This is a genomic window from Streptomyces sp. NPDC126497, assembly GCF_040302425.1.
Lineage (GTDB): Bacteria > Actinomycetota > Actinomycetes > Streptomycetales > Streptomycetaceae > Streptomyces.
Window position 1 is genome coordinate 24,814 of the sequence record NZ_JBEORT010000046.1, and the last position, 23,962, is coordinate 48,775.

General features: G+C 72.9%; 29 protein-coding genes. 15 read left to right on the forward strand and 14 right to left on the reverse strand.

Annotated elements, in window-relative coordinates:
• Positions 1-46 precede the first annotated feature (46 nt).
• From ABTY20_RS20115 to mshD, 4 genes are all read right to left on the reverse strand, one after another.
• Complete coding sequence (locus ABTY20_RS20115) at positions 47-1,036, reverse strand: ABC-2 membrane transporter-related protein (RefSeq protein WP_351998366.1); 990 nt, start codon at positions 1,034-1,036, stop codon at positions 47-49.
• The gene (locus tag ABTY20_RS20120; RefSeq protein WP_351998367.1) at positions 1,033-1,914 is read right to left on the reverse strand and encodes an ABC transporter ATP-binding protein; all 882 of its coding nucleotides are present in this window, start codon (positions 1,912-1,914) and stop codon (positions 1,033-1,035) included. The genes ABTY20_RS20115 and ABTY20_RS20120 overlap by 4 nt, the downstream gene beginning before the upstream one ends.
• The gene (locus tag ABTY20_RS20125) at positions 1,911-2,336 is read right to left on the reverse strand and encodes a GntR family transcriptional regulator (protein ID WP_351998368.1); all 426 of its coding nucleotides are present in this window, start codon (positions 2,334-2,336) and stop codon (positions 1,911-1,913) included. The genes ABTY20_RS20120 and ABTY20_RS20125 overlap by 4 nt, the downstream gene beginning before the upstream one ends.
• Before the next feature lie 533 nt (positions 2,337-2,869).
• The gene (gene mshD, locus ABTY20_RS20130) at positions 2,870-3,796 is read right to left on the reverse strand and encodes a mycothiol synthase (protein ID WP_351998369.1); all 927 of its coding nucleotides are present in this window, start codon (positions 3,794-3,796) and stop codon (positions 2,870-2,872) included.
• A 148-nt stretch (positions 3,797-3,944) separates the two neighbouring features.
• Here mshD and ABTY20_RS20135 point away from each other — a divergent pair, with 148 nt between their 5' ends.
• Positions 3,945-5,768 (forward strand): bifunctional metallophosphatase/5'-nucleotidase, encoded by a 1,824-nt coding sequence (locus ABTY20_RS20135; RefSeq protein ID WP_351998370.1) that lies wholly within the window; start codon positions 3,945-3,947, stop codon positions 5,766-5,768.
• Between the two features lie 67 nt (positions 5,769-5,835).
• Here the strand turns inward: ABTY20_RS20135 and ABTY20_RS20140 are convergent, their stop codons facing one another.
• Positions 5,836-6,015, reverse strand: a complete 180-nt coding sequence (locus tag ABTY20_RS20140; protein ID WP_351998371.1) for a DUF1737 domain-containing protein — start codon at positions 6,013-6,015, stop codon at positions 5,836-5,838.
• 39 nt (positions 6,016-6,054) lie between these two features.
• Between ABTY20_RS20140 and ABTY20_RS20145 the strand changes: the two genes are divergently transcribed.
• Complete coding sequence (locus ABTY20_RS20145; RefSeq protein WP_351998372.1) at positions 6,055-6,225, forward strand: hypothetical protein; 171 nt, start codon at positions 6,055-6,057, stop codon at positions 6,223-6,225.
• Between the two features lie 48 nt (positions 6,226-6,273).
• Here ABTY20_RS20145 and ABTY20_RS20150 read toward each other — a convergent pair whose 3' ends face one another.
• From ABTY20_RS20150 to ABTY20_RS20175, 6 genes are all read right to left on the reverse strand, one after another.
• Complete coding sequence (locus ABTY20_RS20150; protein ID WP_351998373.1) at positions 6,274-8,346, reverse strand: pectinesterase family protein; 2,073 nt, start codon at positions 8,344-8,346, stop codon at positions 6,274-6,276.
• 77 nt (positions 8,347-8,423) lie between these two features.
• A complete protein-coding gene (locus ABTY20_RS20155; protein ID WP_351998374.1) occupies positions 8,424-9,845 on the reverse strand; it encodes a sensor histidine kinase in 1,422 nt (473 codons plus the stop codon).
• Positions 9,842-10,576 (reverse strand): response regulator transcription factor, encoded by a 735-nt coding sequence (locus ABTY20_RS20160; RefSeq protein ID WP_351998375.1) that lies wholly within the window; start codon positions 10,574-10,576, stop codon positions 9,842-9,844. The genes ABTY20_RS20155 and ABTY20_RS20160 overlap by 4 nt, the downstream gene beginning before the upstream one ends.
• A gap of 69 nt (positions 10,577-10,645) precedes the next feature.
• Positions 10,646-11,677, reverse strand: coding sequence for a S1C family serine protease (locus ABTY20_RS20165; protein ID WP_351998376.1), 1,032 nt, complete (start codon positions 11,675-11,677; stop codon positions 10,646-10,648).
• 110 nt (positions 11,678-11,787) lie between these two features.
• Entirely contained in the window at positions 11,788-12,810 is a 1,023-nt protein-coding gene (locus tag ABTY20_RS20170) for a LacI family DNA-binding transcriptional regulator (protein WP_351998377.1), read from the reverse strand.
• A gap of 42 nt (positions 12,811-12,852) precedes the next feature.
• Positions 12,853-13,608 (reverse strand): response regulator transcription factor, encoded by a 756-nt coding sequence (locus ABTY20_RS20175; RefSeq protein WP_351998378.1) that lies wholly within the window; start codon positions 13,606-13,608, stop codon positions 12,853-12,855.
• A 220-nt stretch (positions 13,609-13,828) separates the two neighbouring features.
• Here ABTY20_RS20175 and ABTY20_RS20180 point away from each other — a divergent pair, with 220 nt between their 5' ends.
• The 8 genes from ABTY20_RS20180 to ABTY20_RS20215 all read left to right on the forward strand — a co-directional run bounded on the left by ABTY20_RS20180 (position 13,829) and on the right by ABTY20_RS20215 (position 19,151).
• Positions 13,829-14,728, forward strand: coding sequence for an alpha/beta hydrolase (locus tag ABTY20_RS20180; RefSeq protein ID WP_351998379.1), 900 nt, complete (start codon positions 13,829-13,831; stop codon positions 14,726-14,728).
• Between the two features lie 40 nt (positions 14,729-14,768).
• Positions 14,769-15,023 carry a MoaD/ThiS family protein gene (locus ABTY20_RS20185; RefSeq protein WP_351998380.1) on the forward strand — a complete coding sequence of 85 codons (255 nt, stop codon included), beginning with the start codon at positions 14,769-14,771 and terminating at the stop codon, positions 15,021-15,023.
• Positions 15,024-15,026: 3 nt separating this feature from the next.
• Entirely contained in the window at positions 15,027-16,049 is a 1,023-nt protein-coding gene (locus ABTY20_RS20190; protein ID WP_351998381.1) for a hypothetical protein, read from the forward strand.
• Between the two features lie 427 nt (positions 16,050-16,476).
• Positions 16,477-17,217: an LmeA family phospholipid-binding protein gene (locus ABTY20_RS20195; protein ID WP_351998382.1), complete on the forward strand. Its 741-nt coding sequence runs from the start codon at positions 16,477-16,479 to the stop codon at positions 17,215-17,217.
• A 184-nt stretch (positions 17,218-17,401) separates the two neighbouring features.
• Positions 17,402-17,509 (forward strand): putative leader peptide, encoded by a 108-nt coding sequence (locus ABTY20_RS20200; protein WP_351998383.1) that lies wholly within the window; start codon positions 17,402-17,404, stop codon positions 17,507-17,509.
• Between the two features lie 128 nt (positions 17,510-17,637).
• A complete protein-coding gene (locus tag ABTY20_RS20205) occupies positions 17,638-18,483 on the forward strand; it encodes a sulfurtransferase (RefSeq protein ID WP_351998384.1) in 846 nt (281 codons plus the stop codon).
• Positions 18,484-18,515: 32 nt separating this feature from the next.
• Positions 18,516-18,803, forward strand: coding sequence for a DUF1416 domain-containing protein (locus ABTY20_RS20210; protein WP_004986406.1), 288 nt, complete (start codon positions 18,516-18,518; stop codon positions 18,801-18,803).
• An 87-nt stretch (positions 18,804-18,890) separates the two neighbouring features.
• The gene (locus ABTY20_RS20215; RefSeq protein ID WP_351998385.1) at positions 18,891-19,151 is read left to right on the forward strand and encodes a DUF3099 domain-containing protein; all 261 of its coding nucleotides are present in this window, start codon (positions 18,891-18,893) and stop codon (positions 19,149-19,151) included.
• 6 nt (positions 19,152-19,157) lie between these two features.
• Here ABTY20_RS20215 and ABTY20_RS20220 read toward each other — a convergent pair whose 3' ends face one another.
• Positions 19,158-19,520, reverse strand: coding sequence for a DsrE family protein (locus ABTY20_RS20220; protein ID WP_351998386.1), 363 nt, complete (start codon positions 19,518-19,520; stop codon positions 19,158-19,160).
• 257 nt (positions 19,521-19,777) lie between these two features.
• On the opposite strand from ABTY20_RS20220, the gene ABTY20_RS20225 reads away from it, so the two are divergent.
• The 3 genes from ABTY20_RS20225 (at position 19,778) to ygfZ (ending at position 21,847) form a co-directional block, all read left to right on the forward strand.
• Positions 19,778-20,353, forward strand: a complete 576-nt coding sequence (locus ABTY20_RS20225) for a heme-binding beta-barrel domain-containing protein (RefSeq protein WP_351998387.1) — start codon at positions 19,778-19,780, stop codon at positions 20,351-20,353.
• Positions 20,354-20,434: 81 nt separating this feature from the next.
• Positions 20,435-20,872, forward strand: coding sequence for a Fur family transcriptional regulator (locus tag ABTY20_RS20230; RefSeq protein ID WP_351998388.1), 438 nt, complete (start codon positions 20,435-20,437; stop codon positions 20,870-20,872).
• Between the two features lie 9 nt (positions 20,873-20,881).
• Complete coding sequence (gene ygfZ, locus ABTY20_RS20235) at positions 20,882-21,847, forward strand: CAF17-like 4Fe-4S cluster assembly/insertion protein YgfZ (RefSeq protein WP_351998389.1); 966 nt, start codon at positions 20,882-20,884, stop codon at positions 21,845-21,847.
• 10 nt (positions 21,848-21,857) lie between these two features.
• Here ygfZ and dtd read toward each other — a convergent pair whose 3' ends face one another.
• Positions 21,858-22,283, reverse strand: a complete 426-nt coding sequence (gene dtd, locus ABTY20_RS20240) for a D-aminoacyl-tRNA deacylase (RefSeq protein ID WP_351998390.1) — start codon at positions 22,281-22,283, stop codon at positions 21,858-21,860.
• Positions 22,284-22,460: 177 nt separating this feature from the next.
• Between dtd and ABTY20_RS20245 the strand changes: the two genes are divergently transcribed.
• A complete protein-coding gene (locus ABTY20_RS20245) occupies positions 22,461-23,093 on the forward strand; it encodes an RsiG family protein (protein ID WP_351998391.1) in 633 nt (210 codons plus the stop codon).
• Between the two features lie 266 nt (positions 23,094-23,359).
• Here ABTY20_RS20245 and ABTY20_RS20250 read toward each other — a convergent pair whose 3' ends face one another.
• The gene (locus ABTY20_RS20250) at positions 23,360-23,545 is read right to left on the reverse strand and encodes a hypothetical protein (RefSeq protein ID WP_351998392.1); all 186 of its coding nucleotides are present in this window, start codon (positions 23,543-23,545) and stop codon (positions 23,360-23,362) included.
• A gap of 179 nt (positions 23,546-23,724) precedes the next feature.
• On the opposite strand from ABTY20_RS20250, the gene ABTY20_RS20255 reads away from it, so the two are divergent.
• The coding region (locus ABTY20_RS20255) for a GntR family transcriptional regulator (protein ID WP_502991847.1) at positions 23,725-23,962 on the forward strand (238 nt) is incomplete at its 3' end.

A 23,962-nucleotide genomic window follows, 5' to 3' on the forward strand; every position in this document is an offset into this window, starting at 1 on the left:
GAGCCGTACGCCCCTCCCCGCCGGGAGGGGCGTACGGACACGGGCGTCAGGCCGTGCGGCGGCGCAGCAGCCGGAAGGCCGCGTAGGCCAGCAGCGCGGCGACGGCGAGCAGGGCGCCGGAGGCGACCAGCTGGAGCGGCCAGTAGTGGGCGGCGGGGTGGACGTCGCGGTAGAAGCCGACGGCGCCCATGTCGGACAGTGTCGACTCGCACCCGGGCATCATGCTGGTGTAGCAGGGGAGGTCCAGCCGGTCGCCGTCGGCGGTCACCACGCCTTGGCCGACCATGATGCCCAGCCCGGTGGGGCCGTCCCGCAGGCCGCTGGTCTCGGTGGCCGTGGGCCACAGGTGCGGCAGGGCGGTGTGGACGGCCGCCCACAGCGCCCCGAGCGCGACGGTGGCCGCGGCGAGCGCGCCCAGGGCGCGGCGCAGCAGCAGCCCCGCGAGGACGCCCGCGGCCAGCCCGGCGAGGGCCAGGGCCACCGGGACGGTGCCGTTGGCGTAGAACGTGGGGAAGTGGTCCCACGAATTGGTGGTGCCGACGCGGCCGTCGGCCGCCGTCCAGGCCAGGCGGTGCAGCCAGGCCAGCAGGCCGGTCGCGGCGGTGCTCAGCACGGCCGGGAGGGCGAGCCGGGAGGCCAGCCAGCGGGCCGGGGAGACGCTCTGGGTCCAGGCGAGGCGGGCCGTGCCGGACTCCATCTCGCGGCCGGTCAGCGAGCCGCCGGCCCAGGCGGCGACCAGGAACGGCACGGCGAGCACGGCGAAGTTCGTATAGGTGTAGACGTCCTTGTGGAGCAGGATCGAGTCCTGGTCGTAGCTGCATGTCGGGGTGGAGCCGCAGGCGTTGTACTGCTTCCAGGCCGCCGCCGAGGCGTCGGTGAGCGGGCCGCCGAGCCACAGCAGGGCCGCGCCGAGCAGCAGCACGACCGCCGCGCCGGTGAGGAGGGCCGGGCGGTGCAGCCGCAGCAGCCAGCGCAGTTGCCGGGGCGCGGGTGCGGGGCGGTCGGTGGTGGCCGGGGCGGTCAGGGCGGCGGTCATGCGGCAGCCTTCATGGGGTCGGCCGGGGCGGGGGCCTCGGGGTTGCGCAGGTAGGACAGGACGAGCTCCTCCAGGGACGGCGCGCCGGTGCGCCAGTCGCCGGGCAGCGGGCCGGACGGGCGGATCAGCGCGCTGAGCCGGCGGCCGGTGGTGCGGGACTCCACGACGTCGTGCGGGGCCAGGTCCGTCGTCGCCGGGGCGGAGACGCGGGTGTGGGCGGCCAGCAGGTCGTCGATCTCGCCGGCGAGGCGGACCCGGCCGCCGCCGATCAGCAGCAGGTGGTCGCAGGAGTCCTCCAGCTCGGCGACGACGTGCGAGGACATCACGATCGTCGTCCCGTGCGCGGCGGCCTGCCCCATCAGGACGCCCATCAGCTCGTGCCGGGCCAGCGGGTCGAGGTCGGCCATCGGCTCGTCGAGGAGCAGCAGTTCGGGCCGCTTGGCGAGGGCGAGCGCGAGGGCCACGCGGGTGCGCTGGCCGCCGGAGAGCGCGCGGATCCGCTTGCCCGGGTCCAGGCCGCCGCCGGCGACGACCCGGTCGGCGGTGTCGGCGTCCCAGCGGCCCGGGTTCAGGTCGGCGCCCATGCGCAGCGTCTCGGCGACGGTGAGCTGCGGGTACAGCGGCTTGTCCTGGTCGACGAAGCCGACCCGGGGGCGGGCCGTCGCCGGGCCGGCGCCGAGGACGGTGACCGTGCCCTCGGTGGGGGCGAGCAGCCCGGCGGTGATCGCGAGCAGTGTGGACTTGCCCGCGCCGTTGGGGCCGACGACGGCGCAGACGCGGCCGGCCGGCAGCCGGAAGGAACAGTCGCGCAGCGCCCACGCCGCGCGCCGGCCGAAGCGCTTGCCGAGCGCGTCCGCCTCGATGGCCGGAACGGTCATGACGGGTCTCCCTGAGGGGTCTTCGGATGTGCGGGGTCCGGCGTCCGTACCGGGTAGTGGGTTTCGAGCACGGCGGTGAAGAGCGCGGCCACGTCCTCCCGCTCCAGTCCGGACCCGCGGGCCCGGGACGCCCAGTCCTCCAGCTCCGCACGGAGCGGGGAGTCGGCGGGGGCGGCGCCCAGCGAGCGCCGTACGAAGGTGCCGAGGCCGCGCCGGGCCTCCACCAGCCCTTCGCGTTCCAGTTCCCGGTAGGCCTTCAGCACGGTGTTGGGGTTGACGGCGGTGGCTTCGACTACTTCACGGGCCGTGGGCAGCTTGTCGCCGGGTGCCAGCAGGCCGAGGCGCAGGGCCTGTTTGGTCTGCTGCACGATCTGGACGTAGGTGGCCACGCCGCTGTGCCGGTCGATGCGGTAGTCGATCACTCGACAACCACCCTTTCACTAATTGAGTAGTGAAAGGGTGGTGCAAGGGTGGTCGGAAAGTCAAGCGGTGTCGCCGTGCCTTCTGTGAACCGATCGGCCGGGCCCGGCAGATGAGAGGGCGACAGCGGAACGAGGAGCGACGGGGAGTCGCCGCGCGCCGCGGCCGGCCGCCCGGATGCGCGAGCCGGTGCGCCGGCGCGGGGATCGTCGACGGCGTCGTGCGGGAGGCGTCTACGCCCGCCGGCCGCCGGGATCGGCCTGGAGGCGGCGACGGTCCTCGCCCCGGCCGGGGCGGCCCTCGCGGCCCGCCGCGGGGACGGCGCCCGGCCGGGTCGGGCGGTCGCCGCGTCGCTGCTCGGCGGGTCGGTCCCGGCGGCCGCCGCCGGTCCCCGGGAGCCGGGCGCCGTCCACGGCCCCGGACGGCGCGACGGGAGCGGCGGCCCACGGCCGCCGGGCGGTGCTGCTGTGCGCGGCGGCGGTGGTGGGCGTGGTGTGCGCGGCGGAGCCGGGGCGCCGCCCCGCTCCTCGCGGGCTCAGGTCTCCGTCCGGTACATCAGGTCCGTCTCGTGCGTGACGAAGCCCAGCCGCTCGTAGACGGAGACCGCCGCCTCGTTGTCGGCGTCGACGTAGAGCATGGCCGTCGGCAGTCCCGCGGCCGCCAGGTGCCGCAGCCCGATCGTGGTGAGGGACTTGCCGAGGCCGCCGCCCTGGGCGTCGGGGCTCACCCCGAGGACGTACACCTCTCCGAGGCGCTCCGCCGCGTGCACCTTGGTCCAGTGGAAGCCGACGAGCCGGCCGTCCCGCTCCGCCAGGAAGAAGCCCTCGGGGTCGAACCACGCCTCGGCCTTGCGGTCGTCGAGGTCGCGCTGGGTGAGGGAGCCCTGCTCGGGGTGGTGGGCGAAGGCGGCGGCGTTCAGCGCGAGCCAGGCGGCGTCGTCCCGGCCGGGCACGAAGGTGCGCACGCCCACGCCCTCCGGCAGCACCGGGTCGGGCAGGTCCATCCCGGTCAACGGCCGCCGCATCTGCCGCAGCTCCCGGAACAGCGTCAGGCCGAGGACCTGCGCGAGGTGCCGGGCGGCGGTGTGGCCGCCGTGCGCCCACACCCGCAGCCGCTTCCCGGAGGCGGCGAGCAGCGCCGAACCGAGCGCCCGCCCGTGTCCGCAGCCCCGGTGCGCGGGGTGCACGACCAGCTCGGCGGCCGGCGGCTCCACCGGATCGGTCTCCTCCAGCTGGGCGTACCCGACGAGTTCGTCGCCCACGGAGAGCAACAGGTGCGAGACCCCCTCGCGCTCCCCGCCGCGCAGCTGCAGCCGCCCCTGCTCGGACACCGCCTGCTGCCCGTCGGCCCGGGCGGCCTCGGCGAGCAGGGCGAGCACCGCCTCGGTCTGCCCGGGGCCGAGCGCGGCGTACGTCTGGAGCGAGCGGGGGCGGCCGGGCCGTGCGAAGTCGTCGCTGGTCATGCGTACGAGATTAAGGGGAGGCGGCCGCGGAACGGGCCGTGGCGGTGTCGGCGAAAGTTAAACCAGGCCGTAACCCTGGAGCCCCTGTTGCGCTACGCGCGTTGACTCTAGGCTGCGCCGGTACCCACTCGGACCCACAGGGGGGCGCATGCCAGCCACATCCCCGGCGCACCACCAACGCCGCAGACGCCGTACCCACCGTCTCCTCGCGACCGCCGCCGGTGTGCTCACCACCGGCGCGCTGGCCGCCGCCGCCCTGCCCGGGGCGGCGAGCGCGGGCGAGGACCACGGCCACAAGGGCGAGAACGGCCGCCACGGCCGTTACCAGGACGTGCAACTGCTGTCCTTCAACGACCTGCACGGCAACCTGGAGCCGCCGTCCGGCTCCTCCGGCCGGGTCACCGAACTCCAGCCCGACGGCACGACGAAGACCGTCGACGCGGGTGGCGTGGAGTACCTCGCCACCCACCTGCGCGAGGCGCGCAAGGGCAACCGCTACTCCGTCACCGCCGCCGGCGGCGACATGGTCGGCGCGTCCCCGCTCCTGTCGGGCCTCTTCCACGACGAGCCCACCATCGAGGCGCTGAACAAGCTCGACCTCGACGTGACGAGCGTGGGCAACCACGAGTTCGACGAGGGCGCGAAGGAACTGGCCCGGCTCCAGAACGGCGGCTGCCACCCCACCGAGGGCTGCTACGCCGACAAGCGGTTCAAGGGCGCCGACTTCCCGTACCTGACGGCGAACGTCCTGGACGAGAGGACGAAGAAGCCCCTCCTCGAGCCGTACTGGGTGTGGAAGAAGCAGGGCGTCAAGGTCGGCTTCATCGGCGTGACCCTGGAGGGCACCCCGGACATCGTCTCGGCGGAGGGCGTGAAGGGCCTCGCCTTCGAGGACGAGGTCGAGACGATCAACAAGTACGCCGAGGAGCTGCAGCGCCAGGGCGTGAAGTCGATCGTGGCGCTGATCCACGAGGGCGGCTTCCCGGCCTCGTCCTCCTACAACTACGACTGCGACTCCCCGGGCGCCGGCGACGGCGTCTCCGGCCCGATCGCGGACATCGCGAAGAACGTCTCGCCGCAGGTGGACGCGCTGGTCACCGGCCACACCCACAACGCGTACGTGTGCACCATCCCCGACCCGGCGGGCAAGCCCCGCACGGTCACCTCGGCCGCGTCCTTCGGCCGCCTCTACACGGACACCACGCTGACCTACGACCGCGCGACGGGTGACATCGTCCGTACGGCCGTGAAGTCCGCGAACCACGTGGTGAGCCGGGACGTCCCCAAGGCGCCCGACATGACCCGCCTGATCGACAAGTGGAACACCCTCGCCGCCCCCATCGGCAACCGTCCGATCGGCTACATCTCCGGTGACGTCGTCAAGGACGGCACGGAGTCCCCGCTCGGCGACCTGATCGCCGACGCGCAGCTGGCGTACGGCAGGACGCTGGACGCGGAGACCGACCTGGCGCTGATGAACCCCGGCGGCATCCGCGCGTCCCTCACCCACGCGGCCTCCGGCGCGGAGGGCGACGGCGTGGTGACCTTCGCCGAGGCCTTCACCGTCCAGCCGTTCGCCAACACGGTCAACCTCCAGGACTTCACCGGGGCGCAGCTCGTCCAGGCCCTGAAGGAGCAGGTCAGCGGCCCGAACGAGGCGGCCCCGAAGATCCTCCAGGTCTCGGGCGGGCTCACCTACACCCTGGACCTGACGAAGACCGGCGCGGACCGCGTGGTCACGGACTCGATCCGGCTCGACGGCTCGCCCATCGACCCCTCCGCCACCTACCGCGTCGCGACGAACAGCTTCCTCGCGGGCGGCGGCGACGGCTTCCCGACCCTGGGCCAGGGCACGAACGACCTGGTCGGCGAGGACGACCTGACGGCCCTGGAGCGGTACCTGACGGCCAACTCGACGCCCACGACCCCGATCGCCCCGCCGAAGGCGGACCGCATCACCATCGTGCGGTAGGCGTCGTCGGGGGCCGGTACGGGGCGGTGAACACGCCCCGTACCGGCCCCGACGCGCGTCCGTGCCCCTACCCGGGCCACACGACCGCCTGCGCGACGATCACCCGCTCACCGTCGAAGGTGACGGCAGGCCCTTCGTGCAGCCTGTACCCCAGCTCCAGCGCCTCGCTCACCCGGCGGCAGAAGGCGGGGTCGTCGGGACCGGTCAGTACGCGGTAGACGGGCAGTCCGTCCGGTGGTGTCGACATACCCGGAAGCGTGTCACACCCCCTCTTTCGGGTGGCGGTATGCACAGGGAGGGCCGGGGCGGCACCGACACCTGTCACGCCCTCCACATCGCCACCCCGCACATGGAGACCGGGGGCATGCCGATCATCCTGACCGGCAGGGAGGACGACTACCCGCCCGGTGTCCTCACGGTCGACATCGACTCCCCCGGCATGCTCGGCTTCCACTGAGACGCCCGGCCCCACGCCGAGGAGGACGCGGGACCGGACACGAGGGGGTCAGGAGGCCGAGGGCGTCCAGCCCGCCAGCCAGTCGGCGACCTCCTGGTCGGCCGCCTGGGCGTCGGTCAGGTGGGGGCGGTCGGAGCTCGCCGAACCGGACCCCGCGCCGGTGTTCCTGTACTCGGCGAAGCGGTCGTCCCTCCAGGAGAAGCCGCTCATGTCGGTCCAGGGCGTGGTGCGGATCGCGGCGCTGAGGCTGGTGTTGCGGACCGTGGTCTGCGGGTCCAGGGAGGCGTCGCCGCCGGCGTGCCAGGGACGGCCGAGGTGGAAGGTGCGGTCGGAGACGCCGCCGCCCACCGTCGAGTTGGCGATGAGGATGCCCTTGCGGTTCGCGGCCGTGCTCGGGGCCGTGACGTAGCCGGCGGAGGAGCCGTCCCAGCGCTTCTTCAGGGTGATGACCGAGCGGTCGATCACCGCGGTGGCCCGGCCGAAGATGAAGTCGACGTTCCCGACGACGTAGGAGTTGGTGACGTAGACCCGGCCCGGCTTGTCCTTGGCGGCCGTGTCGAGCAGGAGGGTGTCCTGGTCGCCCTCGACGATCACGCCGTCCAGGAAGACCTTGTCGGCCGCCGTGCGCAGGGCGACCGCCTGGTGGCCGGAGAGGGACTGGTTGGCGCCCTCGTCGAAGTCGTTGGAGACCGTCAGGTTGCGGGCCTGGAAGTCGTCGGCCTCCACGGCGACCGTGGCGCTGCCGGAGGTGCCGTAGGTGCCCGAGCCGTCCGGCTTCCGGGTGCCGGCCGCGTTGTTGTAGACGATCACCGTGTCCTTGCGGCTGCCGCCGGTGCCCTGGAAGGTGACGTGCGGCTTGTTGGACGGGACCTTGACCGTCTCGCGGTACGTGCCCGGCTTGATGGAGATCACCACGCGGGAGGCGTTGTTCGCGGGGACGGCGTTCACCGCCGCCTGGACCGTCCTGTACTGGCCGGTGCCGTCCTTGGCGACGGTGAGCGTGGTGGCCGCCGCGGCCTTCGCGGCCCTCGTGGAGACCTCCGCCGCCGTCGTGCCGATGGCCGTGCGCGGGCCCGTGCCCGACGTCAGCAGCGACGGCACGTCCGCCGCCTCGTCCAGCGTGTACGCGTAGTACGTCTTCGGGTCGAACGCCGTACCGCCGCTCTCGTTCCGTCCCGACGTGCCCGAGAAGACGTTGCCGCGCTGCACGACCGTCGCCGTCGCGTCCTTGACGACCGGGTTCCTCATGCCCTGGAAGTAGCTGTTCTCCAGGACCATCCGGGTGCCGCCGCGCGAGTAGTTGCCGTACGAGGAGGTGATGCCCGTGTTCGCGACGTCCTCGAGGAAGTTGTTGTAGAGGTGCGCGTGGGCGGCGTTGTCCGTGGAGGGGTTGCGCTGCTCGGTCTCGCGGAACCAGTTGTGGTGGATCGTGATGTCCGTGGTGACGTTCTCGGTCCAGCCGATGCCGAAGGTCTTGTTGTTCCGGCTCAGCCTGTTCCAGGAGACCGTCACGTACGTGCTGTCCTTGCGGACGTCGATCAGGCCGTCCGCCATGTTCCGCAGGTCGTTGTGGTCGATCCAGACGTGGTGGGCGCCGTCCATCTGGATCGCGTCGAAGTCGTGCTCCTTGTCGTTCCAGACGCCCTGGTAGGCGTCCCGGATCGTCAGGTTGCGGATGATCACGTTGTGCACGCCCCGGCCGAGGAGGAAGCCCCCGCCGACGATGTGCCCGGACGTGCCGGAGCCCACGATCGTCTTGTCGGAGGCGACCTTGATCTCCTTGCCGACCGGGTTCATCGTGATCGTCCCGGCCACGACGATGACGTACGGCTCGGCGGCCGTGGCGTACTTCTCCAGGTCCGCCTGCGTCCGCACGGTGACGGTCCTGCCGTCCCGGCCGCCGTACGTGCCGTCCTGGCCGAGCGCGTCGACGGAGGCGAAGCCGTCGGCGGTGGCGGTGGCCCAGGCGGGGGCGGCCGCCGCCGCGGCGGACGCCTCCTGCTGGGGGAGGAGGCCGCTGCCGTGGACCAGGAGCCCGGCGGTGGCCAGGGCCACGGGGAGGCCGACGGTCAGGAGCTTCCTGGACCTGCGGTGCCGGGCCGTGCTGCGGTGCTCGCTCATGCGGCGATCCGTTCCGTGTGGGGAGGGGGACGCCGATCGGTCGCCGCCCGGCACGGAAAGGTTGCCGCCGAACGCGGCTAGGGCACCTCGGGCGGCGGGGTCGGGGCGCCCGGCAGGCGGACCGTGGCCGTGGTGCCGCCGCCGTCCGCCCGGGTCAGGGACACCTCGCCGCCCGCCTGCTGCACCGTGCGGGCCACGATGGACAGGCCGAGGCCGGAGCCCGGCAGGGAGCGGGCGCCGGGGGAGCGCCAGAACCGGTCGAAGACGTACGGGAGTTCGTCGGCGGTGATGCCCGGGCCGTGGTCGCGGACGGTGAGGACGCCGTCGGCCAGGCGCACGTCGATCGTGCCGCCCTCCGGGCTGAACTTCACCGCGTTGTCCAGGATGTTGACCACCGCCCGCTCCAGCGCGGACGGCTCCGCCCGTACGTACCACGGGTGGACGTCCGCCGTGATGGTCAGTTCGGGGCCGCGCAGCCGGGCACGGCGCAGGGCCGACTCGACGACGTCCTGCCAGGCGACGATCTGGGCACGGTCCGCGTGCTGGCCGGTGTCGGGACGGGACAGCTCCTGCAGGTCGCCGATGAGCGCGGCCAGCTCCGTCATCTGCGCCTTCACGGAGGCGAGCAGGGCCTTGCGGTCGGCCTCCGGGATCGGGCGGCCCGTCTCCTCGCTGCGGGTGAGGAGCTCGATGTTGGTGCGCAGCGAGGTGAGCGGGGTGCGCAGCTCGTGGCCGGCGTCCGCGATCAGCTGCTGCTGGAGGTCGCGGGAGCTGGCGAGGGCCGAGGTCATGGAGTTGAAGGAGCGGGAGAGGCGGGCGATCTCGTCCTCGTCGGCGTCGTCGACGGGGATGCGGACGGCGAGGTCCTCGGTGCGGGCCACGTGCTCCACCGCCCGGGTCAGTTCGTCCACGGGGCGCAGGGCGGTCCGGGCCACCCAGAGTCCGGCGGCGGCGGCGCCCACGACCCCCGCGCCCGCGACGAAGACCAGGACCAGCGCCAGGTTGTTGAGGGAGTCGTCCACCTCGCTCAGCGGGCGCGCGGCGGAGACGGCGACGTCCCGCAGGCCGGGCACGGCGTAGGTGAAGACCCGGTACCGCCCGCCGTCGGAGCCCGTCGCGTCGTGCAGCGCGTCGGTGGACGCGCCCTCGGCGACGGCGCGGTCGGCGCCGGTGAGCGGGACCTCCTCCGTGCCGATGATGAGGCAGCTCCCGCCCTCGCTGTCCACGAGCTGTACGGACGAGCCGAAGGGGTTCTCCTCGTGGGTGACGGGGTCGTGGGCGCACAGGCCGGTGCGCAGGTCGAGGTACTTGCTCACCTGCTGCCCGTTCATGCGGTTCGCCTTCAGGGCCTCGTCCAGCGAGTTCACCAGCACGCTCTTCACCACGAACCAGCACGCCGCCGCCACCACCGCCACCGCGAACGCCACCGCCGCCGCCACCAGCAGTGACAGCCGGGCCCTGAGGGGCAGGGCGCGGACGCGGCGGACCAGCCCGCTCACTCCGCGCCGCCCTGCCGCAGCACGTACCCCACCCCCCGCACCGTGTGCACCAGGCGCGGCTCGCCGCCCGCCTCGGTCTTGCGGCGCAGGTACATGACGTACACGTCGAGCGAGTTGGACGAGGGCTCGAAGTCGAAGCCCCAGACCGCCTTCAGGATCTGCTCGCGGGTGAGCACCTGGCGCGGGTGGGCCATGAACATCTCGAGGAGGGTGAACTCCGTGCGGGTCAGCTCCACCCGTCGGGCGCCGCGCGTGACCTCGCGGGTCGCCAGGTCCATGCGCAGGTCGGCGAAGGCGAGCACGTCGTCGGACGCGGCGGAGGCGTTCACCGCCGCCGCGTACGAGCTGCGGCGCAGCAGCGCGCGGATCCGGGCGAACAGCTCGTCCAGCTCGAACGGCTTGACCAGGTAGTCGTCCGCCCCCGCGTCCAGGCCGGTCACCCGGTCGCCGACGGTGTCGCGGGCGGTCAGCATCAGGATGGGCGTGGTGTCGCCGGTGGCGCGGATGCGGCGGGCGGCGGTCAGGCCGTCCATGCGGGGCATCTGGATGTCCAGGACGAGCAGGTCGGGCCGGCAGGCCGCCGCCTTCTCCAGGGCGTCCGCACCGTCGACGGCGACCTCGGTGGCGTACCCCTCGAAGGCCAGGCTGCGCTGGAGCGCTTCGCGCACCGCCGGCTCGTCGTCGACGATCAGGATGCGCCGGGGGTCACGGTCGCCTTCTGCGGGGCTCATGGGCTCGGGTTCCTCACGGCTCTCTACGGGGTCGGACCTTCAGCCTTGCACGGTACGCGGGGCGGCGGGTCAGGTCGTCGAGCCGGAGCGCAGCGCCGACAGGTCCGTCTTGACGGTGTTCACCGGGATGGCGAAGCCCAGGCCCACGCTGCCCGCGTCGGAGGAGGACGAGTCGCTGCCGCTCGCCGCGTAGATCGCCGAGTTGATGCCGATGACGTCGCCGTTCATGTCGATCAGCGCGCCGCCGGAGTTGCCCGGGTTCAGGGAGGCGTCGGTCTGGATCGCCTGGTACGTCGTCGTGGAGCCGCCCGTGTCGCCGTTGAACTCCCGGCCGCCGTACTCGAACGGCCAGCCGCCGCCCTGCTGCCGCTGCTGCTGCCCCTGGCTCTCGTCCGTGGAGACCGTCACGTCGCGGTCGAGGGCCGAGACGATGCCGCTGGTCACCGTCCCGGTCAGGCCCTCCGGGGAGCCGATCGCCACGACCTGGTCGCCGACCCGCACGCCGTCGGAGTCGCCGAGGGTGGCCGCCCGCAGGCCGGAGGCGTCCTCCAGCTCGATCAGGGCGAGGTCCTTGCTGCTGTCGGTGCCGACGACGTCCGCCGGGTACGTCGTGCCGTCGCTGGTCCGCACCGTGACCGAGGAGGCCCCGGACACGACGTGGTTGTTGGTGACGATCTCGCCGTCGGACGTGATGATCACGCCGGAGCCGGTGGAGGAGCCCTCGTTGGAGGTGGCGCTGATCTCGACGATGCTCGGGGCGACCGCCTCGGCCACGCCGGCCACCGTGCCCCTCTGGCTCGACGGGACGACGTGGGTGCCGGTCGAGCCGGCGGCCGCGGTGTCGCCGCCGGCCAGCTCCTGGATGCCGTAGGCGGTGCCGCCGCCCACGGCCGCCGCGACGATCGCCACGGCGGCGAGCAGGGCCGCCGGGCCGCGGGCGCGCCTCCTGCGCGCGGGCTGCGGTGCGGGTTCCCGCGGGAACCCCTGGGCGGACTCCGGCGCGGGCTGCCGGGGCGGCGCGTACGCCGGCGGGGGCGGCCACTCGGGGGTCACCGGGGCGGGGCTTCCGTACTCGCCGCTGGGGCGGAGGCTCTCGGTCATGGTTCCGAGCCTCGCGCCCGACGATGAGAGCGGGCTGAGTGTGTGCTGAGAAGCCCGGCAGAACCTCGTATGCCCGATATAAGGAGCGCGGGCCCGGTCGCGGGAGCCGGTTACGCGCAGCCGCAGGAGTGGCGGACCACCAGGCGGGACGGGTACACCTTCAGCCGCTCGCGGCGCGAGCCCGCCACCCGCACACCGTCGTCCAGGACGAGGTCGACCGCAGAGCGGGCCATCGCCGAACGGTCGGAGGCGACCGTGGTCAGCGGCGGGTCCGCGAGCGCGGCCTCCTTGATGTCGTCGAACCCGGCGACCGCCAGCTCGCCCGGCACGTCGATCCGCAGCTCCCGCGCGGCGCGCAGGATGCCGATCGCCTGGTCGTCGGTGGAGCAGAAGACCGCGGGCGGGCGGTCCGGGCCGGAGAGGATGTCCAGACCGACACGGTAGGCGTCGTAGCGGTTGTACGGGGCCTCGAAGAGGCGGCCCTCGGTGGGGATGCCGGCCTCCTCCATCGCGCGCCGCCAGCCCTCGACGTGGTCGGAGACCGGGTCGCCGACGGCGGGGGTCTCCGCGGTGCCGCCGACGCAGGCCACGTACGCGTTGCCGTGTTCCAGCAGGTGGCGCACGGCGAGCTGGGCGCCGCCGAGGTCGTCGGTGACGACGGCGACGTCGTCGATCGCCTCCGGGCGCTCGTGCAGCAGCACGACCCGGGCGTCCCACGCCTCGATCTCCGCGGCCGCCTGGTCGTTGAGCGCGTGGCTGACCAGGATCAGGCCGGAGACCCGCATCCCGAGGAAGGCCCGCAGATAGTGGACCTCGCGCTCGGCGATGTAGTCGGTGTTGCCGACGAGCACCATCTTCCCGCGCTCGGAGGCGGCCTGCTCGACCGCGTGCGCCATCTCGCCGAAGAACGGCTGACGGGCGTCCGGGATGATCAGGCCTATGAGGTCCGTGCGCCGCGAGGCCATCGCCTGGGCGACCCGGTCCGGCCGGTACCCCAGCTCCTTGATCGCGGCGAGGACGCGCTCGCGCGTGGCCGGGGCGACCGGCCGGGGTCCGTTGTTGATGACATAGCTGACGACGGCGGTGGACGTCCCCGCCAGCCGCGCCACGTCATCCCTGGTTACCTTGGCCACGCGCGGAGTCTACGCGGATATACCCGGTACGGGCAGGGCGTATCACACCTTGGATGAGGCCGCTTCCGCGGTGTCCGTCCTCTCCTCGGCCCGGGGCTCCTCCGCGGCGCGCGCCGGCTTCTCGGGCTTCTCGGGGGTGACGAACCGGTAGCCGACGTTGCGGACGGTGCCGATCAGCGACTCGTGCTCGGGACCGAGTTTGGCGCGCAGCCGCCGTACGTGGACGTCGACCGTGCGGGTGCCGCCGAAGTAGTCGTAGCCCCAGACCTCCTGCAGCAGCTGGGCGCGGGTGAAGACCCGGCCGGGGTGCTGCGCGAGGTATTTGAGCAGTTCGAATTCCTTGAAGGTCAGGTCGAGGACCCGGCCCTTGAGTTTCGCGGAATACGTCGCCTCGTCGACCGACAGATCGCCGTTGCGGATCTCCATCGGGGAATCGTCGTTGACGATCTGCTGGCGGCCCATGGCGAGGCGCAGGCGGGCCTCCACCTCGGCCGGGCCCGCGGTGTCCAGGAGGACGTCGTCGATGCCCCAGTCCGCGGTGACGGCGGCCAGGCCGCCCTCGGTCACGACCAGGACGAGGGGGCAGCCGGGGCCGGTGGAGCGCAGCAGCTGACACAGGCTGCGGACCTGCGGGAGGTCGCGGCGGCCGTCGATCAGGATCACGTCGGCGCCGGGGGTGTCGACGAGGGCGGGGCCCTCCGCGGGGGCCACGCGCACGTTGTGCAGCAGCAGACCGAGGGCGGGGAGCACCTCCGTCGACGGCTGGAGGGCGTTGGTCAGGAGCAGCAGAGAGCTCATCGCACCCCACCGGCCCCGGTCGTCGTTCGCTCGTGCACGGTTCGCTCGCCCATAACGTCTGGTTCCTCCTCGGTCCCTGCGAGGACGTTTACGGCATTGCTGCGTGCGTTCGACGGCCCGTACACCGGCGGTTTCCCGCCTTCGTATACAACGCTCCCGAAAGCACAAAAGGACCCGGGGGCTTCACTGCCCGAGTCCTCTTCGCAGCAGAATAGCCGACATGAGCACCGGTCGGGCAGGTCATGTGGCGCGATCCACCGCGCGATCCACCATTCGTCCGTATTCCGAGACGGCTGACGTAACGCGGGACCGGGCGCCTTTGCGGACGTTCCTGCGCACCGCGGACGGGGTGGCGATCGATTCCGTATACGAACCGGGGGACGCCCCTTCCGCTGATCTCGTTTTCGTGATCGCGCACGGGTTCACCGGGGACGCGGACCGGCCGCACGTGCGGCGGGTGGCGCGGGTCCTCGCGCGGTACGGGGGCGTCGTGACGTTCTCCTTCCGGGGGCACGGGGCGTCGGGCGGGCGGTCGACCGTGGGGGACCGGGAGGTGCTCGATCTCGCGGCGGTGGTGGGGTGGGCGCGCGAGCTGGGGTACGCGCGGGTGGCCACCGTCGGGTTCTCCATGGGGGGCTCGGTGGTGCTGCGGCATGCCGCGGGGGGTGCGGGCGGTACGGGGGGTGCCGGCGGTACGGGGGGTGCGGGCGGCACGGGGGGTGCGGGCGCCGGGGTCGACGCCGTCGTCTCGGTGAGCGCGCCCGCGCGGTGGTTCTACCGGGGGACCGCGCCCATGCGGCGGCTGCACTGGCTGGTGACCCGGCCGTCCGGGCGGCTGGTGGGGCGGTACGGGCTGCGGACGCGGATCCACCACCGGCAGTGGGACCCGGTGCCGGTCTCGCCCGTCGAGGCGGTGCCGCGGATCGCGCCCACGCCGCTGCTGATCGTGCACGGGGACCAGGACGGCTACTTCCCGCTCGACCACCCGCGGACGCTGGCGGCCGCCGCCGGGGAGCACGGGGAACTGTGGGTCGAGCACGGCATGGGACACGCGGAGAACGCGGCGCCGGAGGAGCTGCTGGGGCGGATCGGGGACTGGGTGGTGGACAGGGCGGGCTAGCCTGACGGTGTTCACCGTCAACCTCATGAGGAATCAGCAGATGGCAAAGGTCACGGTGCGGTACTGGGCCGCAGCCAAGGCCGCGGCCGGGGTGGCCGAGGAGGCGTACGAGGCGGGCACGCTCGCCGAGGCGCTCGACGCGGTGCGCGGGCGGCACTCCGGCGAACTCGCGCGCGTGCTGCTGCGGTGCTCGTTCCTCGTCGACGGTGATCCCGTGGGAAAGCGCGCGCATGAGACGGTACGGCTGGCCGACGGTGGCACGGTCGAGGTGCTTCCGCCGTTCGCAGGAGGATGAGCGATGACGAACCAGCCGTACGGGGCCTACGACCCGTACCAGGATCCGCAGGCTCAGGGCGGCTGGCCGTCCGGGCAGCAGGGGTATCCGGAGGCGTACGGGGAGCCGTACGCGGACCAGCAGTACACACAGCAGTGGCAGGGGCAGACGTGGGAGACGCAGATGCAGCCGCCGGTGGCGGCTCCTGCGGCCCCTGCGGCTTCCGCGGTGCCGGTGACTCCGGAGGCTCCGGCCGGGCCGGCGGCTGCTGAGCCCGAGTACGGGCCGGCCACGCTGGGCGGGAACACGCGGGTCACCGACGCGCAGCGGGCGCGGGCCGAGGGGCGGTCGCCGATCATCGAGCCCGGGGTGCAGCCGGCGGTGCTCACCGCGCTGCTGGGGCTGTTGCTGGCCGGCGGGGCGGCGCTGGGGACGTACGCGCTGCTGGTGCCGTTGGTGGTGCTCCAGGGGCTCACGGCGGCGGGCTGGTTCCGGCTGAACGGGATGTGGCCCGCGCGGCAGGGGATCGCGCTCGGGTTCCTCGGCGCGCTGGCCGCGGACGTGGCGCTGCTGGCGTCCGGCCGGTCGCCGGCGGCGATCCTGGGGACGCTGGGGGTGTGGGTGCTGCTGTCGCTGGTGCTGCAGCTGCGGTCGCACGCGGATCCCGACGAGCGGATGTACGGCCTGACGGCCACGGTGGTGGCGGCGGCGCTGGCGATCGCGGCGAGCGGGTACCTGGCGGCGGACGCGTCCGCGGTGACCGCGGGTGCGGTGTCCGTGGCGGCGGGGGTGGTGGTGCGGGCGCTGCCGTTGCCGACGCCGGTGTCCGTGGTGGTCGCGCTGCTGGCGGCGGCGGGGGCGGGGTTCGCCGTCGACGGTTCGACGGGGGCGGTGCTCGGGGCGGGCGCGGCGGTCTGTGCGCTGGTCGGCCACCGGGTGGCCGCCTACGACTACCCGTCCCGCTTCGTCCACTTCACGGCGGGCGTGGCGCTGCCCCTGGCCGCCGCCGCTCCCGCGGTCTACACCCTGCCCCGCCTCCTCGCCTGACGGGGACGCCTGCGGGTGCGGTGCCTGCGGGTGCGGTGCCTGCGGCCGGTGGGTGGGTCGGGGCCGGGCCGGGGGTGTCCGTCCTCGGACCGGCGCGGATCACGCGTGCTGGAAGAGGTGCGGGGTGCGGACGCGCCGGCCGCTGCGGGCGGCCACCCCCGCCCCACCCCCTCCGCGCCGCGGGCGCCGTCCCCGCGGGCAGTCGTGCCTCCCCCAGAGCCCGAAAGGGCCTGGGAGGTGCCCCCCAGGGCGGCACGGGTGGGCCGCGCGAACAACCCCCCCCGGCCCGAACCGGCGCCGGGCACCCGGTGACGAACAGGGCCGCGCAGCCCCCTGTCACAAGTGATCCACAATCCCCGGCCCCCACCCCCCGCGGCGCTACCCTCGCGGGACGACGTCGTCGAGAACGCCGGGTGAGGGACACCGCATGCGCGCACTGCGAATACTGCTCGTCATCACAGCGATCCTCGGCGCCCTCTTCGTCGTCGTCGACCGCGTGGCCGTCAACATCGCCGAGGGCGAGGCCGCCGACCGCCTGAAGGCGACCGAGGACCTGGCGGACACGCCCGACGTGTCGATCAGCGGCTTCCCGTTCCTGACCCAGCTCGCCGACGGCACCCTCGACGAGGTGCGGGTGGGCATCCACGACTACGAGGCCGGCACCGGCGACGACGCCCGGACGATCCGCATCGCCGACCTCCGCGCGGACCTGCGCGGCGTCGACTTCTCCGCCGACTTCGGCTCCGCGGTCGCCGACAGCGCCACCGGCACGGCCACCATCGCCTACGGCGAGCTGCTCAAGAGCGTCACGTCCGAGCCCGGCCGGGTGGGTCCCGGCGTCACCGCCCGGGTCGTCGGCCTGTCCGACGGCGGCAACGGGAAGATCGAGGTCGCGGTGGAGATCGCCGTGCTGGGCGCCGAACTGCCCGAGCCGGTGCCCGTGCTGAGTTCCGTGACGGTCGTGGACGGCGAGACCGTGCGGGTGAGGGCCGACGCGGTACCGGCGCTCAGCGGGGTCGCGATCGTCGAGGCCAGCGTGCGGCGGATCATCGACTTCGAGCAGCGGATCGACGGACTGCCCGGCGGCATCCGGCTGGACAGGGTCGAGGCCGCGGAGGACGGGGTGGAGATCACGGTGAAGGGGTCCGACGTCCGGCTGGCCGGGTGAGGAGGGCACTGTCCGAGAGGTGAGACGGGCGTGTCCGCAGGGCAGGTGCGGTCGCGTCCGTCCGGGCGGACGGGGCGCGGGAACCGCGGTTTCCGGGAGGTCGCGTCCCGTATTGCGGACGATCGCGTCTCATCATGCGACACGCCGGTGACATGCGTACCCGTCCGTCCTTACGATCGGACCCATGCAGTGTCAGACGAGCGTCCTCCGGTCGAGGGGACAGGCGGATCTCACGAAGCGGCGGGCAGTGGACCTGTGCCGTGTCGCCGCCATGCTCTGTCGCACTTTCTGATGAGCGGGCGCTCCGCCGTCCGTATCCCCGTCCCGCCCCGCTGAGGGCGCCCGTGCGCCGGCCCGCCGAGTTCGCGCGCACCCTCTCACCCGCACGCCCCGCCGCAACTGCCCCGGAGGAGAACAAGCATGAGCCGCAGCGACGTCCTGGTCGACGCCGACTGGGTCCAGGAGCACCTGGACGACCCGACCGTCGTCATCGTCGAGGTGGACGAGGACACCACCGCCTACGAGAAGAACCACATCAAGAACGCCGTCCGGATCGACTGGACCAAGGACCTGCAGGACCCGGTCCGCCGTGACTTCGTCGACCAGGAGGGCTTCGAGAAGCTCCTGTCGGACAAGGGCATCGCCAACGACCACACGGTCGTCCTCTACGGCGGCAACAACAACTGGTTCGCCTCGTACGCCTACTGGTACTTCAAGCTGTACGGCCACGAGAGCGTCAAGCTCCTCGACGGCGGCCGCAAGAAGTGGGAGCTGGACGCCCGCGAGCTGGTCCCCGGCGACGAGGTGCCGGAGCGTCCGAAGACCGACTACAAGGCCAAGCCGCAGGACGCGTCCATCCGCGCCTTCCGCGACGACGTCGTGGCCGCGATCGGCAACCAGAACCTGGTCGACGTGCGCTCGCCCGACGAGTTCTCCGGCAAGCTGCTCGCCCCGGCCCACCTGCCGCAGGAGCAGTCGCAGCGCCCGGGCCACGTCCCGACCGCCGCGAACATCCCGTGGTCGAAGAACGCCAACGACGACGGCACCTTCAAGTCCGACGACGAGCTCAAGGCGCTCTACGAGGCCGAGCAGGTCGACCTGTCCAAGGACACCATCGCCTACTGCCGCATCGGTGAGCGTTCCGCGCTGACCTGGTTCGTGCTGCACGAGCTGCTCGGTGTGGAGAACGTCAAGAACTACGACGGCTCCTGGACCGAGTACGGCTCCCTCGTCGGCGTGCCGATCGAGCTCGGCTCCGGCAAGTAACCCCTCCCGACCGACCTCTTCAGGAGTAAGACATGTGCGGTGCGAAGGCCGGCGGCCCGGACGCCTCGACGATCAAGCCCGGTGAGACCACCATCCAGGGTCAGGTGACCCGCGACGGGGAGCCGGTGACGGGCTACGTCCGTCTGCTGGACTCGACCGGCGAGTTCACCGCGGAGGTCCCGACCTCCGCCACCGGACAGTTCCGCTTCTACGCGGCGGAGGGCACCTGGACCGTCCGCGCCCTGGTGCCCGGCGGCACCGCCGACCGCACGGTCGTCGCCCAGCAGGGCGGCCTGGCCGAGGTCGCGATCGCGGTCTGAGGACACGGGAACGGCCGGAGGGCCGCACCCCGCGGGTTGGACGCCCGGGGTGCGGCCCTCCGGTGCGACCGGACCTACGCTGGAGGCATGTACGCGCGCAGGCGGCACACCTACTTCGCCATGATGGGAACCTGCGTCGGGCTGTTCGTCCTGGCCTGGGGCGTCGTACGGCTGTGGTCGGTGCCGGCGGCCGTGGGCATGTGCCTCGTGGCCATGGTCATCCCGCCGGTCGCCGCGATGATCGCCAACCGGCGCGGGCCGGAGGACCGCTGGTGGGACGATCCGTCCGGTGACCCGGAGTCCGACGAGTGGTGGGACGAGCTGGACGGGAGGAAACCGCCCCGGTAGGGCCCTTCAGTAGACGAGTGCCTGCGTCCCGTCCGCCATCGCCTCCTGGACGAAGACCTGCGCGCCCGCGATCCGCACGCCCTCGACGACGTCCTCCTCCGTGATGTCGCGGCGGGCCGCGCACTGCGTGCAGAGGGTGACCCGGCCGGTCGCGAGGATCGAGTCCAGCAGATCGGGCAGCGGGGCGGAGTGCGGCAGTTCGAACTCGGCGGCACGGCCCGGCAGGGCGAACCAGGCGGACTCGCCGGTGAGCCACAGGGAGACCTCGACGCCGCTGGCCGCGGCCACCGCGGCCACCGTGAACGCCTGCGAGCAGCGCTCGGGCGCGTCGGTTCCCGCAGTCACCTTGATCACAAGCTTCTTCGCCATGACCGCATCGTAGTCGTGGTCCGCGGCTCCGGCCGGTGGCCGCGGGCCTCCCGCACCACAGGGGCGGGACCCGGCCGCGTAAGCTGGGGTCCGGCCCCGTGCACACCACCGCACCCCGCTCAAGGAGCACCTCGTGGAACTCTTCTTCGAAATCCTGTTGGTCCTGGTTGCCGTCGGCGTCCTCGCCTTCGCCGGGCTGACCGTGAAGAAGCTGTACCAGGGCCAGCGCTGATCACCGACGCCAGGAAGTTCCGCTCATGATCGAGATCCCGTCCGACCTGCACAAGGACCTCGTCCCGCTCGCCTTCCTGCTCGGCAACTGGGCCGGCGCGGGCGTGCACGACTTCCCCGGTGCCGAGAAGTGCAACTTCGGCCAGGAGGTCACCTTCACCCACGACGGCCGGGACTTCCTGGAGTACGGCTCCCGCACCTGGGTGCTGGACGGCGACGGCAACAAGGTCCGCCCGCTGGAGTCGGAGCACGGCTTCTGGCGGATCGACGCGGACCGCAAGGTCGAGGTGACGATGACCCGCGACGACGGCGTCATCGAGATCTGGTACGGCGAGCTGGCCGACCAGAAGCCGCAGATCGACCTGGTGACGGACGCGGTCGCGCGCACCGCCGCCTCGCGGCCCTACAGCGGCGGCAAGCGGCTGTACGGCTACGTCAAGAGCGACCTGATGTGGGTCGGCGAGAAGCAGACCCCCGAGGTCGAGCTGCGCCCCTACATGTCGGCGCACCTGAAGAAGGTCGTCACCCCGGAGGAGGTCGAGCGCTGGGCCAAGGCCCTGCCCGACGACATGCCGGACGACGGGATCGCCTTCTTCAAGTAGGTCCTTCCCGGGCGGGGCGCGGGCCGCTCCGGGGCCCGCGACCCCGGCAGGATCCGAACGGCACCCCCTAGACTCGTGGGTGTGGTGAGCACCGACTGGAAGAGCGACCTCAGGCAGCGCGGTTACCGGCTGACCCCGCAACGGCAGCTGGTCCTCGAAGCCGTGGACACCCTCGAACACGCGACCCCCGACGACATCCTCGGTGAAGTGAGGAAGACGGCGTCGGGGGTCAACATTTCCACCGTGTACCGCACGCTGGAGCTCCTGGAGGAGCTGGGTCTGGTCAGCCACGCCCACCTCGGGCACGGGGCGCCGACGTACCACCTGGCCGACCGGCACCACCACATCCACCTGGTCTGCCGGGACTGCACGAACGTGATCGAGGCCGACCTCTCGGTGGCCGCCGAGTTCACCGCCAAGCTGCGCGAGCAGTTCGGCTTCGACACCGACATGAAGCACTTCGCGATCTTCGGCCGGTGCGAGGACTGCTCCCTGAAGTCTTCAAGTACCGAGTCGTAGGCTAGGCGTATGAAGAGCCCCCTGCTGACCCTGCCCGGCGCCGTCCCCGCCGAGGGCGTGGACGAAGGCGTGGCCGCCCACTACGGCGACCTGTTCCGCGAGCAGCGTGCCCTCGCCGACGGCACCGGTCTCGTCGACCTGTCCCACCGCGGGGTCGTCACCGTCTCCGGTCCGGAGCGGCTGACCTGGCTGCACCTGCTGCTCACCCAGCACGTCAGCGAGCTGCCGCCGCACCGGGCCACCGAGGCGCTGATACTTTCCGCCAACGGCCACATCGAGCACGCGCTCTACCTGGTCGACGACGGGGAGACGGTCTGGGCGCACGTGGAACCCGGCACCCGGGAGGCGCTGATCGCGTACCTGGAGTCGATGAAGTTCTTCTACCGGGTCGAGGTCGCCGACCGCACCGCCGACACCGCGGTGGTGCACCTGCCGGCCGGGTCCATCGCCCGGGTGCCCGAGGGGGCCGTGGTCCGCGAGACGCCGTACGGGCGGGACCTGTTCCTGCCGCGCGGCGACCTGGAGGCGTACGCCGGGGAGGCGGGGCCCCCCGCCGGGATCCTCGCGTACGAGGCGCTGCGGGTCGAGCAGCACCGGCCGCGGCTCGGCTTCGAGACCGACCACCGCACCATCCCGCACGAGCTGGGCTGGATCGGTACCGCCGTGCACCTGCAGAAGGGCTGCTACCGGGGGCAGGAGACGGTGGCCCGGGTGCAGAACCTGGGGAAGCCGCCGCGCCGGCTGGTCTTCCTGCACCTGGACGGCAGCGAGGTCCACCTGCCGCCGGCGGGCACGGAGATCAGGCTCGCGGACGACGGCCCCGAGGGGCGGAGGATCGGGTTCGTCACGACGTCCGTGCGCCACCACGAACTGGGACCCGTCGCGCTGGCCCTGGTGAAGCGGAACGTGCCCGTGGACGCCCGGCTGATCGCCGGGGACACGGCCGCCGCGCAGGAGACCGTCGTCGAACCCTGAGTCCTGCGGCTCAGACCTCCAGCAGGACGGTGAACGGGCCGTCGTTGGTCAGCGACACCCGCATCCTCGCGCCGAAGCGGCCCGTCGCCACCGTCGCGCCCAGCGCGCGCAGCCGCGTCACCACCTCGTCGACCAGCGGCTCGGCGACGTCGCCGGGGGCGGCGGCGCTCCAGGTGGGGCGGCGGCCCTTGCGGGCGTCCCCGTACAGGGTGAACTGGCTGATCACCAGCAGCGGGGCGCCGGTGTCGCTGCACGACCTCTCGTCCTGGAGCATCCGCACCGACCAGAGCTTGCGGGCGAGCTGCGCCGCCTTCTCCTCGGTGTCCTCGTGGGTGACGCCGACGAGGACGCACAGGCCCTCGCCCTCGATCGCCCCCACCGTCTCGCCGTCCACGACCACGCTCGCGCCGTCGACCCTCTGCACCACTGCTCGCATACGGCCATCATGCCGGTCGGCGAACAGGCGGCCGACGGCGGCCCGCGGAGGCCTCCGAGCGGGCTATTTTTACTCCTTAACGCCCATCTGGGGCGGATCGGGGGCACTCGCTCACAATGTGGCCGCCCGGGGTGGCACGATGCTGGCACACGCCGGTCGAGGGGACGGTTGAGGCACATGAGCACACCGGGGATCGGGCAGCCGCAAGGGGCTGTCCCGTCGACCCACGCGGGAGTCGGGGAGCGGGAGTTCCGCCGACCGCCCACACAGCGCACGGACAGCCCGGTGCTGCCCGAGGACCGGGGGACGCACGATCTGGTCCTGCTCGGTCTGGAGGAGCTGCGGACGGTGCGCCGTGAGGCGCAGTGCGCCGAGGCCGACCTCAGTTACGTGCGGCGGCTGCTGCAGGGGCGGATCGACATCCTGCGGGCCGAGCTGGCCCGGCGCCGGCCGGAGGGCGCGCCCTCGGCCGCCGCGCCCGGGGAGGCGTCGGTCGTCGAGCGGCTGGGGGAGATCCTGCGGGACACCCCGGCCCGGCACCGTTCCTCCGCCCGGCACGTGACGCTGGGGACGCCGCGGAGCGAGGAGTACCGGCGGCTGGCGGCCGAGATGCTCGCCGAGGTGGAGCTGTCCGACCTGGGCGCGCGCACGGACGGGGAGCTGAACACCGCGATGGGTCGGCTGGTGCGGTACGAGCAGCAGGTGTCCCGGCGGCGGCAGCGGCTGCAGCGCACGGCCGACGAGTGCGGCGCGGAGATCGCGCGCCGGTACCGGGACGGGGAGGCGCAGGTCGACGACCTGCTCGGCTGAGCGGGGGCCGGGTCCGGGAAGAACGAGCGGGCGCCGCCCGTCGGGCGGCGCCCTGCTGCGTACGTCCGGGCGGCCGTGGTGCCCGGACGCGTTCCGGGCGCGGTCGTTCCCGCGCCCCTGCCGCCTGCCTCCTTCCGCCGGTGACGGGTGGGTCCTCGTCCGTAGCGAGCTGTTCGGTTGTGGTGGTCGTGCGGGTGGTGCCCGTCGACAGGGCTCCCGGCTCCCCTCCGGAGAGGAACCCGGCCGGCGGTCCGTGCGGTGTGCTGTCAGCCGGACTGGGCGAGCAGCATCACGAGGACGACCGCGCCGATGCCGCCGATCACGGTGTTGCGTGCCTTGATGCCCACGGTGAGGGCGAAGAAGGCGATGATTCCCATCGGCCCGTACTTCCACTGGACGAGTTGCTCGAACCCGATGGCCAGGGCTGCGAGGACGATGGCGATGAGCGGCATGACGGTCCCCCTCGTGTGTGCGGCTTCCCTCCCTTTACCTGAGGACCAACCCTTGGGGCGGTCAACCAGGTCATGAGAGTTGGTTACCAACTTGCTTCTAGTTATAGCCACTTGGGGGAGCCCTGTAACCATCCTCCGGTGAACTCCCCCAGGATGGCGGGAAGTTGTGGTGTCCGGCCGTGGATCCGGAACCCGCCTCCGGCGACGGACGGACGAAGCCCCCGTGGCCACGGAGGACACCGCGCGAGGTGGCCGACGAACTGCGCGCCCGGATCGGGTCCGGGGCGCTGCGGCCGGGCCGGCGCATGCCCACCCGGGCCCGGCCCGCCGCCGAGTCCGGCGTGGAGCGCCAGGCGCTGCGCATCCTGCAGTCCGAGCGGCTGCTCACCAACGTCTCCACGGGGGCCCCGGCGGCCG

Coding starts and splice junctions, on each gene's coding strand:
- ABTY20_RS20115 (WP_351998366.1), bottom strand. CDS start 1,036: ATGACCGCCGCCCTGACCGCCCCGGCCACCACCGACCGCCCCGCACCC.
- ABTY20_RS20120 (WP_351998367.1), bottom strand. CDS start 1,914: ATGACCGTTCCGGCCATCGAGGCGGACGCGCTCGGCAAGCGCTTCGGC.
- mshD (WP_351998369.1), bottom strand. CDS start 3,796: ATGACCAGCGACGACTTCGCACGGCCCGGCCGCCCCCGCTCGCTCCAG.
- ABTY20_RS20135 (WP_351998370.1), top strand. CDS start 3,945: ATGCCAGCCACATCCCCGGCGCACCACCAACGCCGCAGACGCCGTACC.
- ABTY20_RS20140 (WP_351998371.1), bottom strand. CDS start 6,015: ATGTCGACACCACCGGACGGACTGCCCGTCTACCGCGTACTGACCGGT.
- ABTY20_RS20145 (WP_351998372.1), top strand. CDS start 6,055: ATGCACAGGGAGGGCCGGGGCGGCACCGACACCTGTCACGCCCTCCAC.
- ABTY20_RS20150 (WP_351998373.1), bottom strand. CDS start 8,346: ATGAGCGAGCACCGCAGCACGGCCCGGCACCGCAGGTCCAGGAAGCTC.
- ABTY20_RS20160 (WP_351998375.1), bottom strand. CDS start 10,576: ATGAGCCCCGCAGAAGGCGACCGTGACCCCCGGCGCATCCTGATCGTC.
- ABTY20_RS20165 (WP_351998376.1), bottom strand. CDS start 11,677: ATGACCGAGAGCCTCCGCCCCAGCGGCGAGTACGGAAGCCCCGCCCCG.
- ABTY20_RS20175 (WP_351998378.1), bottom strand. CDS start 13,608: ATGAGCTCTCTGCTGCTCCTGACCAACGCCCTCCAGCCGTCGACGGAG.
- ABTY20_RS20180 (WP_351998379.1), top strand. CDS start 13,829: ATGAGCACCGGTCGGGCAGGTCATGTGGCGCGATCCACCGCGCGATCC.
- ABTY20_RS20185 (WP_351998380.1), top strand. CDS start 14,769: ATGGCAAAGGTCACGGTGCGGTACTGGGCCGCAGCCAAGGCCGCGGCC.
- ABTY20_RS20190 (WP_351998381.1), top strand. CDS start 15,027: ATGACGAACCAGCCGTACGGGGCCTACGACCCGTACCAGGATCCGCAG.
- ABTY20_RS20195 (WP_351998382.1), top strand. CDS start 16,477: ATGCGCGCACTGCGAATACTGCTCGTCATCACAGCGATCCTCGGCGCC.
- ABTY20_RS20200 (WP_351998383.1), top strand. CDS start 17,402: ATGCAGTGTCAGACGAGCGTCCTCCGGTCGAGGGGACAGGCGGATCTC.
- ABTY20_RS20205 (WP_351998384.1), top strand. CDS start 17,638: ATGAGCCGCAGCGACGTCCTGGTCGACGCCGACTGGGTCCAGGAGCAC.
- ABTY20_RS20210 (WP_004986406.1), top strand. CDS start 18,516: ATGTGCGGTGCGAAGGCCGGCGGCCCGGACGCCTCGACGATCAAGCCC.
- ABTY20_RS20215 (WP_351998385.1), top strand. CDS start 18,891: ATGTACGCGCGCAGGCGGCACACCTACTTCGCCATGATGGGAACCTGC.
- ABTY20_RS20220 (WP_351998386.1), bottom strand. CDS start 19,520: ATGGCGAAGAAGCTTGTGATCAAGGTGACTGCGGGAACCGACGCGCCC.
- ABTY20_RS20225 (WP_351998387.1), top strand. CDS start 19,778: ATGATCGAGATCCCGTCCGACCTGCACAAGGACCTCGTCCCGCTCGCC.
- ygfZ (WP_351998389.1), top strand. CDS start 20,882: ATGAAGAGCCCCCTGCTGACCCTGCCCGGCGCCGTCCCCGCCGAGGGC.
- dtd (WP_351998390.1), bottom strand. CDS start 22,283: ATGCGAGCAGTGGTGCAGAGGGTCGACGGCGCGAGCGTGGTCGTGGAC.
- ABTY20_RS20245 (WP_351998391.1), top strand. CDS start 22,461: ATGAGCACACCGGGGATCGGGCAGCCGCAAGGGGCTGTCCCGTCGACC.
- ABTY20_RS20250 (WP_351998392.1), bottom strand. CDS start 23,545: ATGCCGCTCATCGCCATCGTCCTCGCAGCCCTGGCCATCGGGTTCGAG.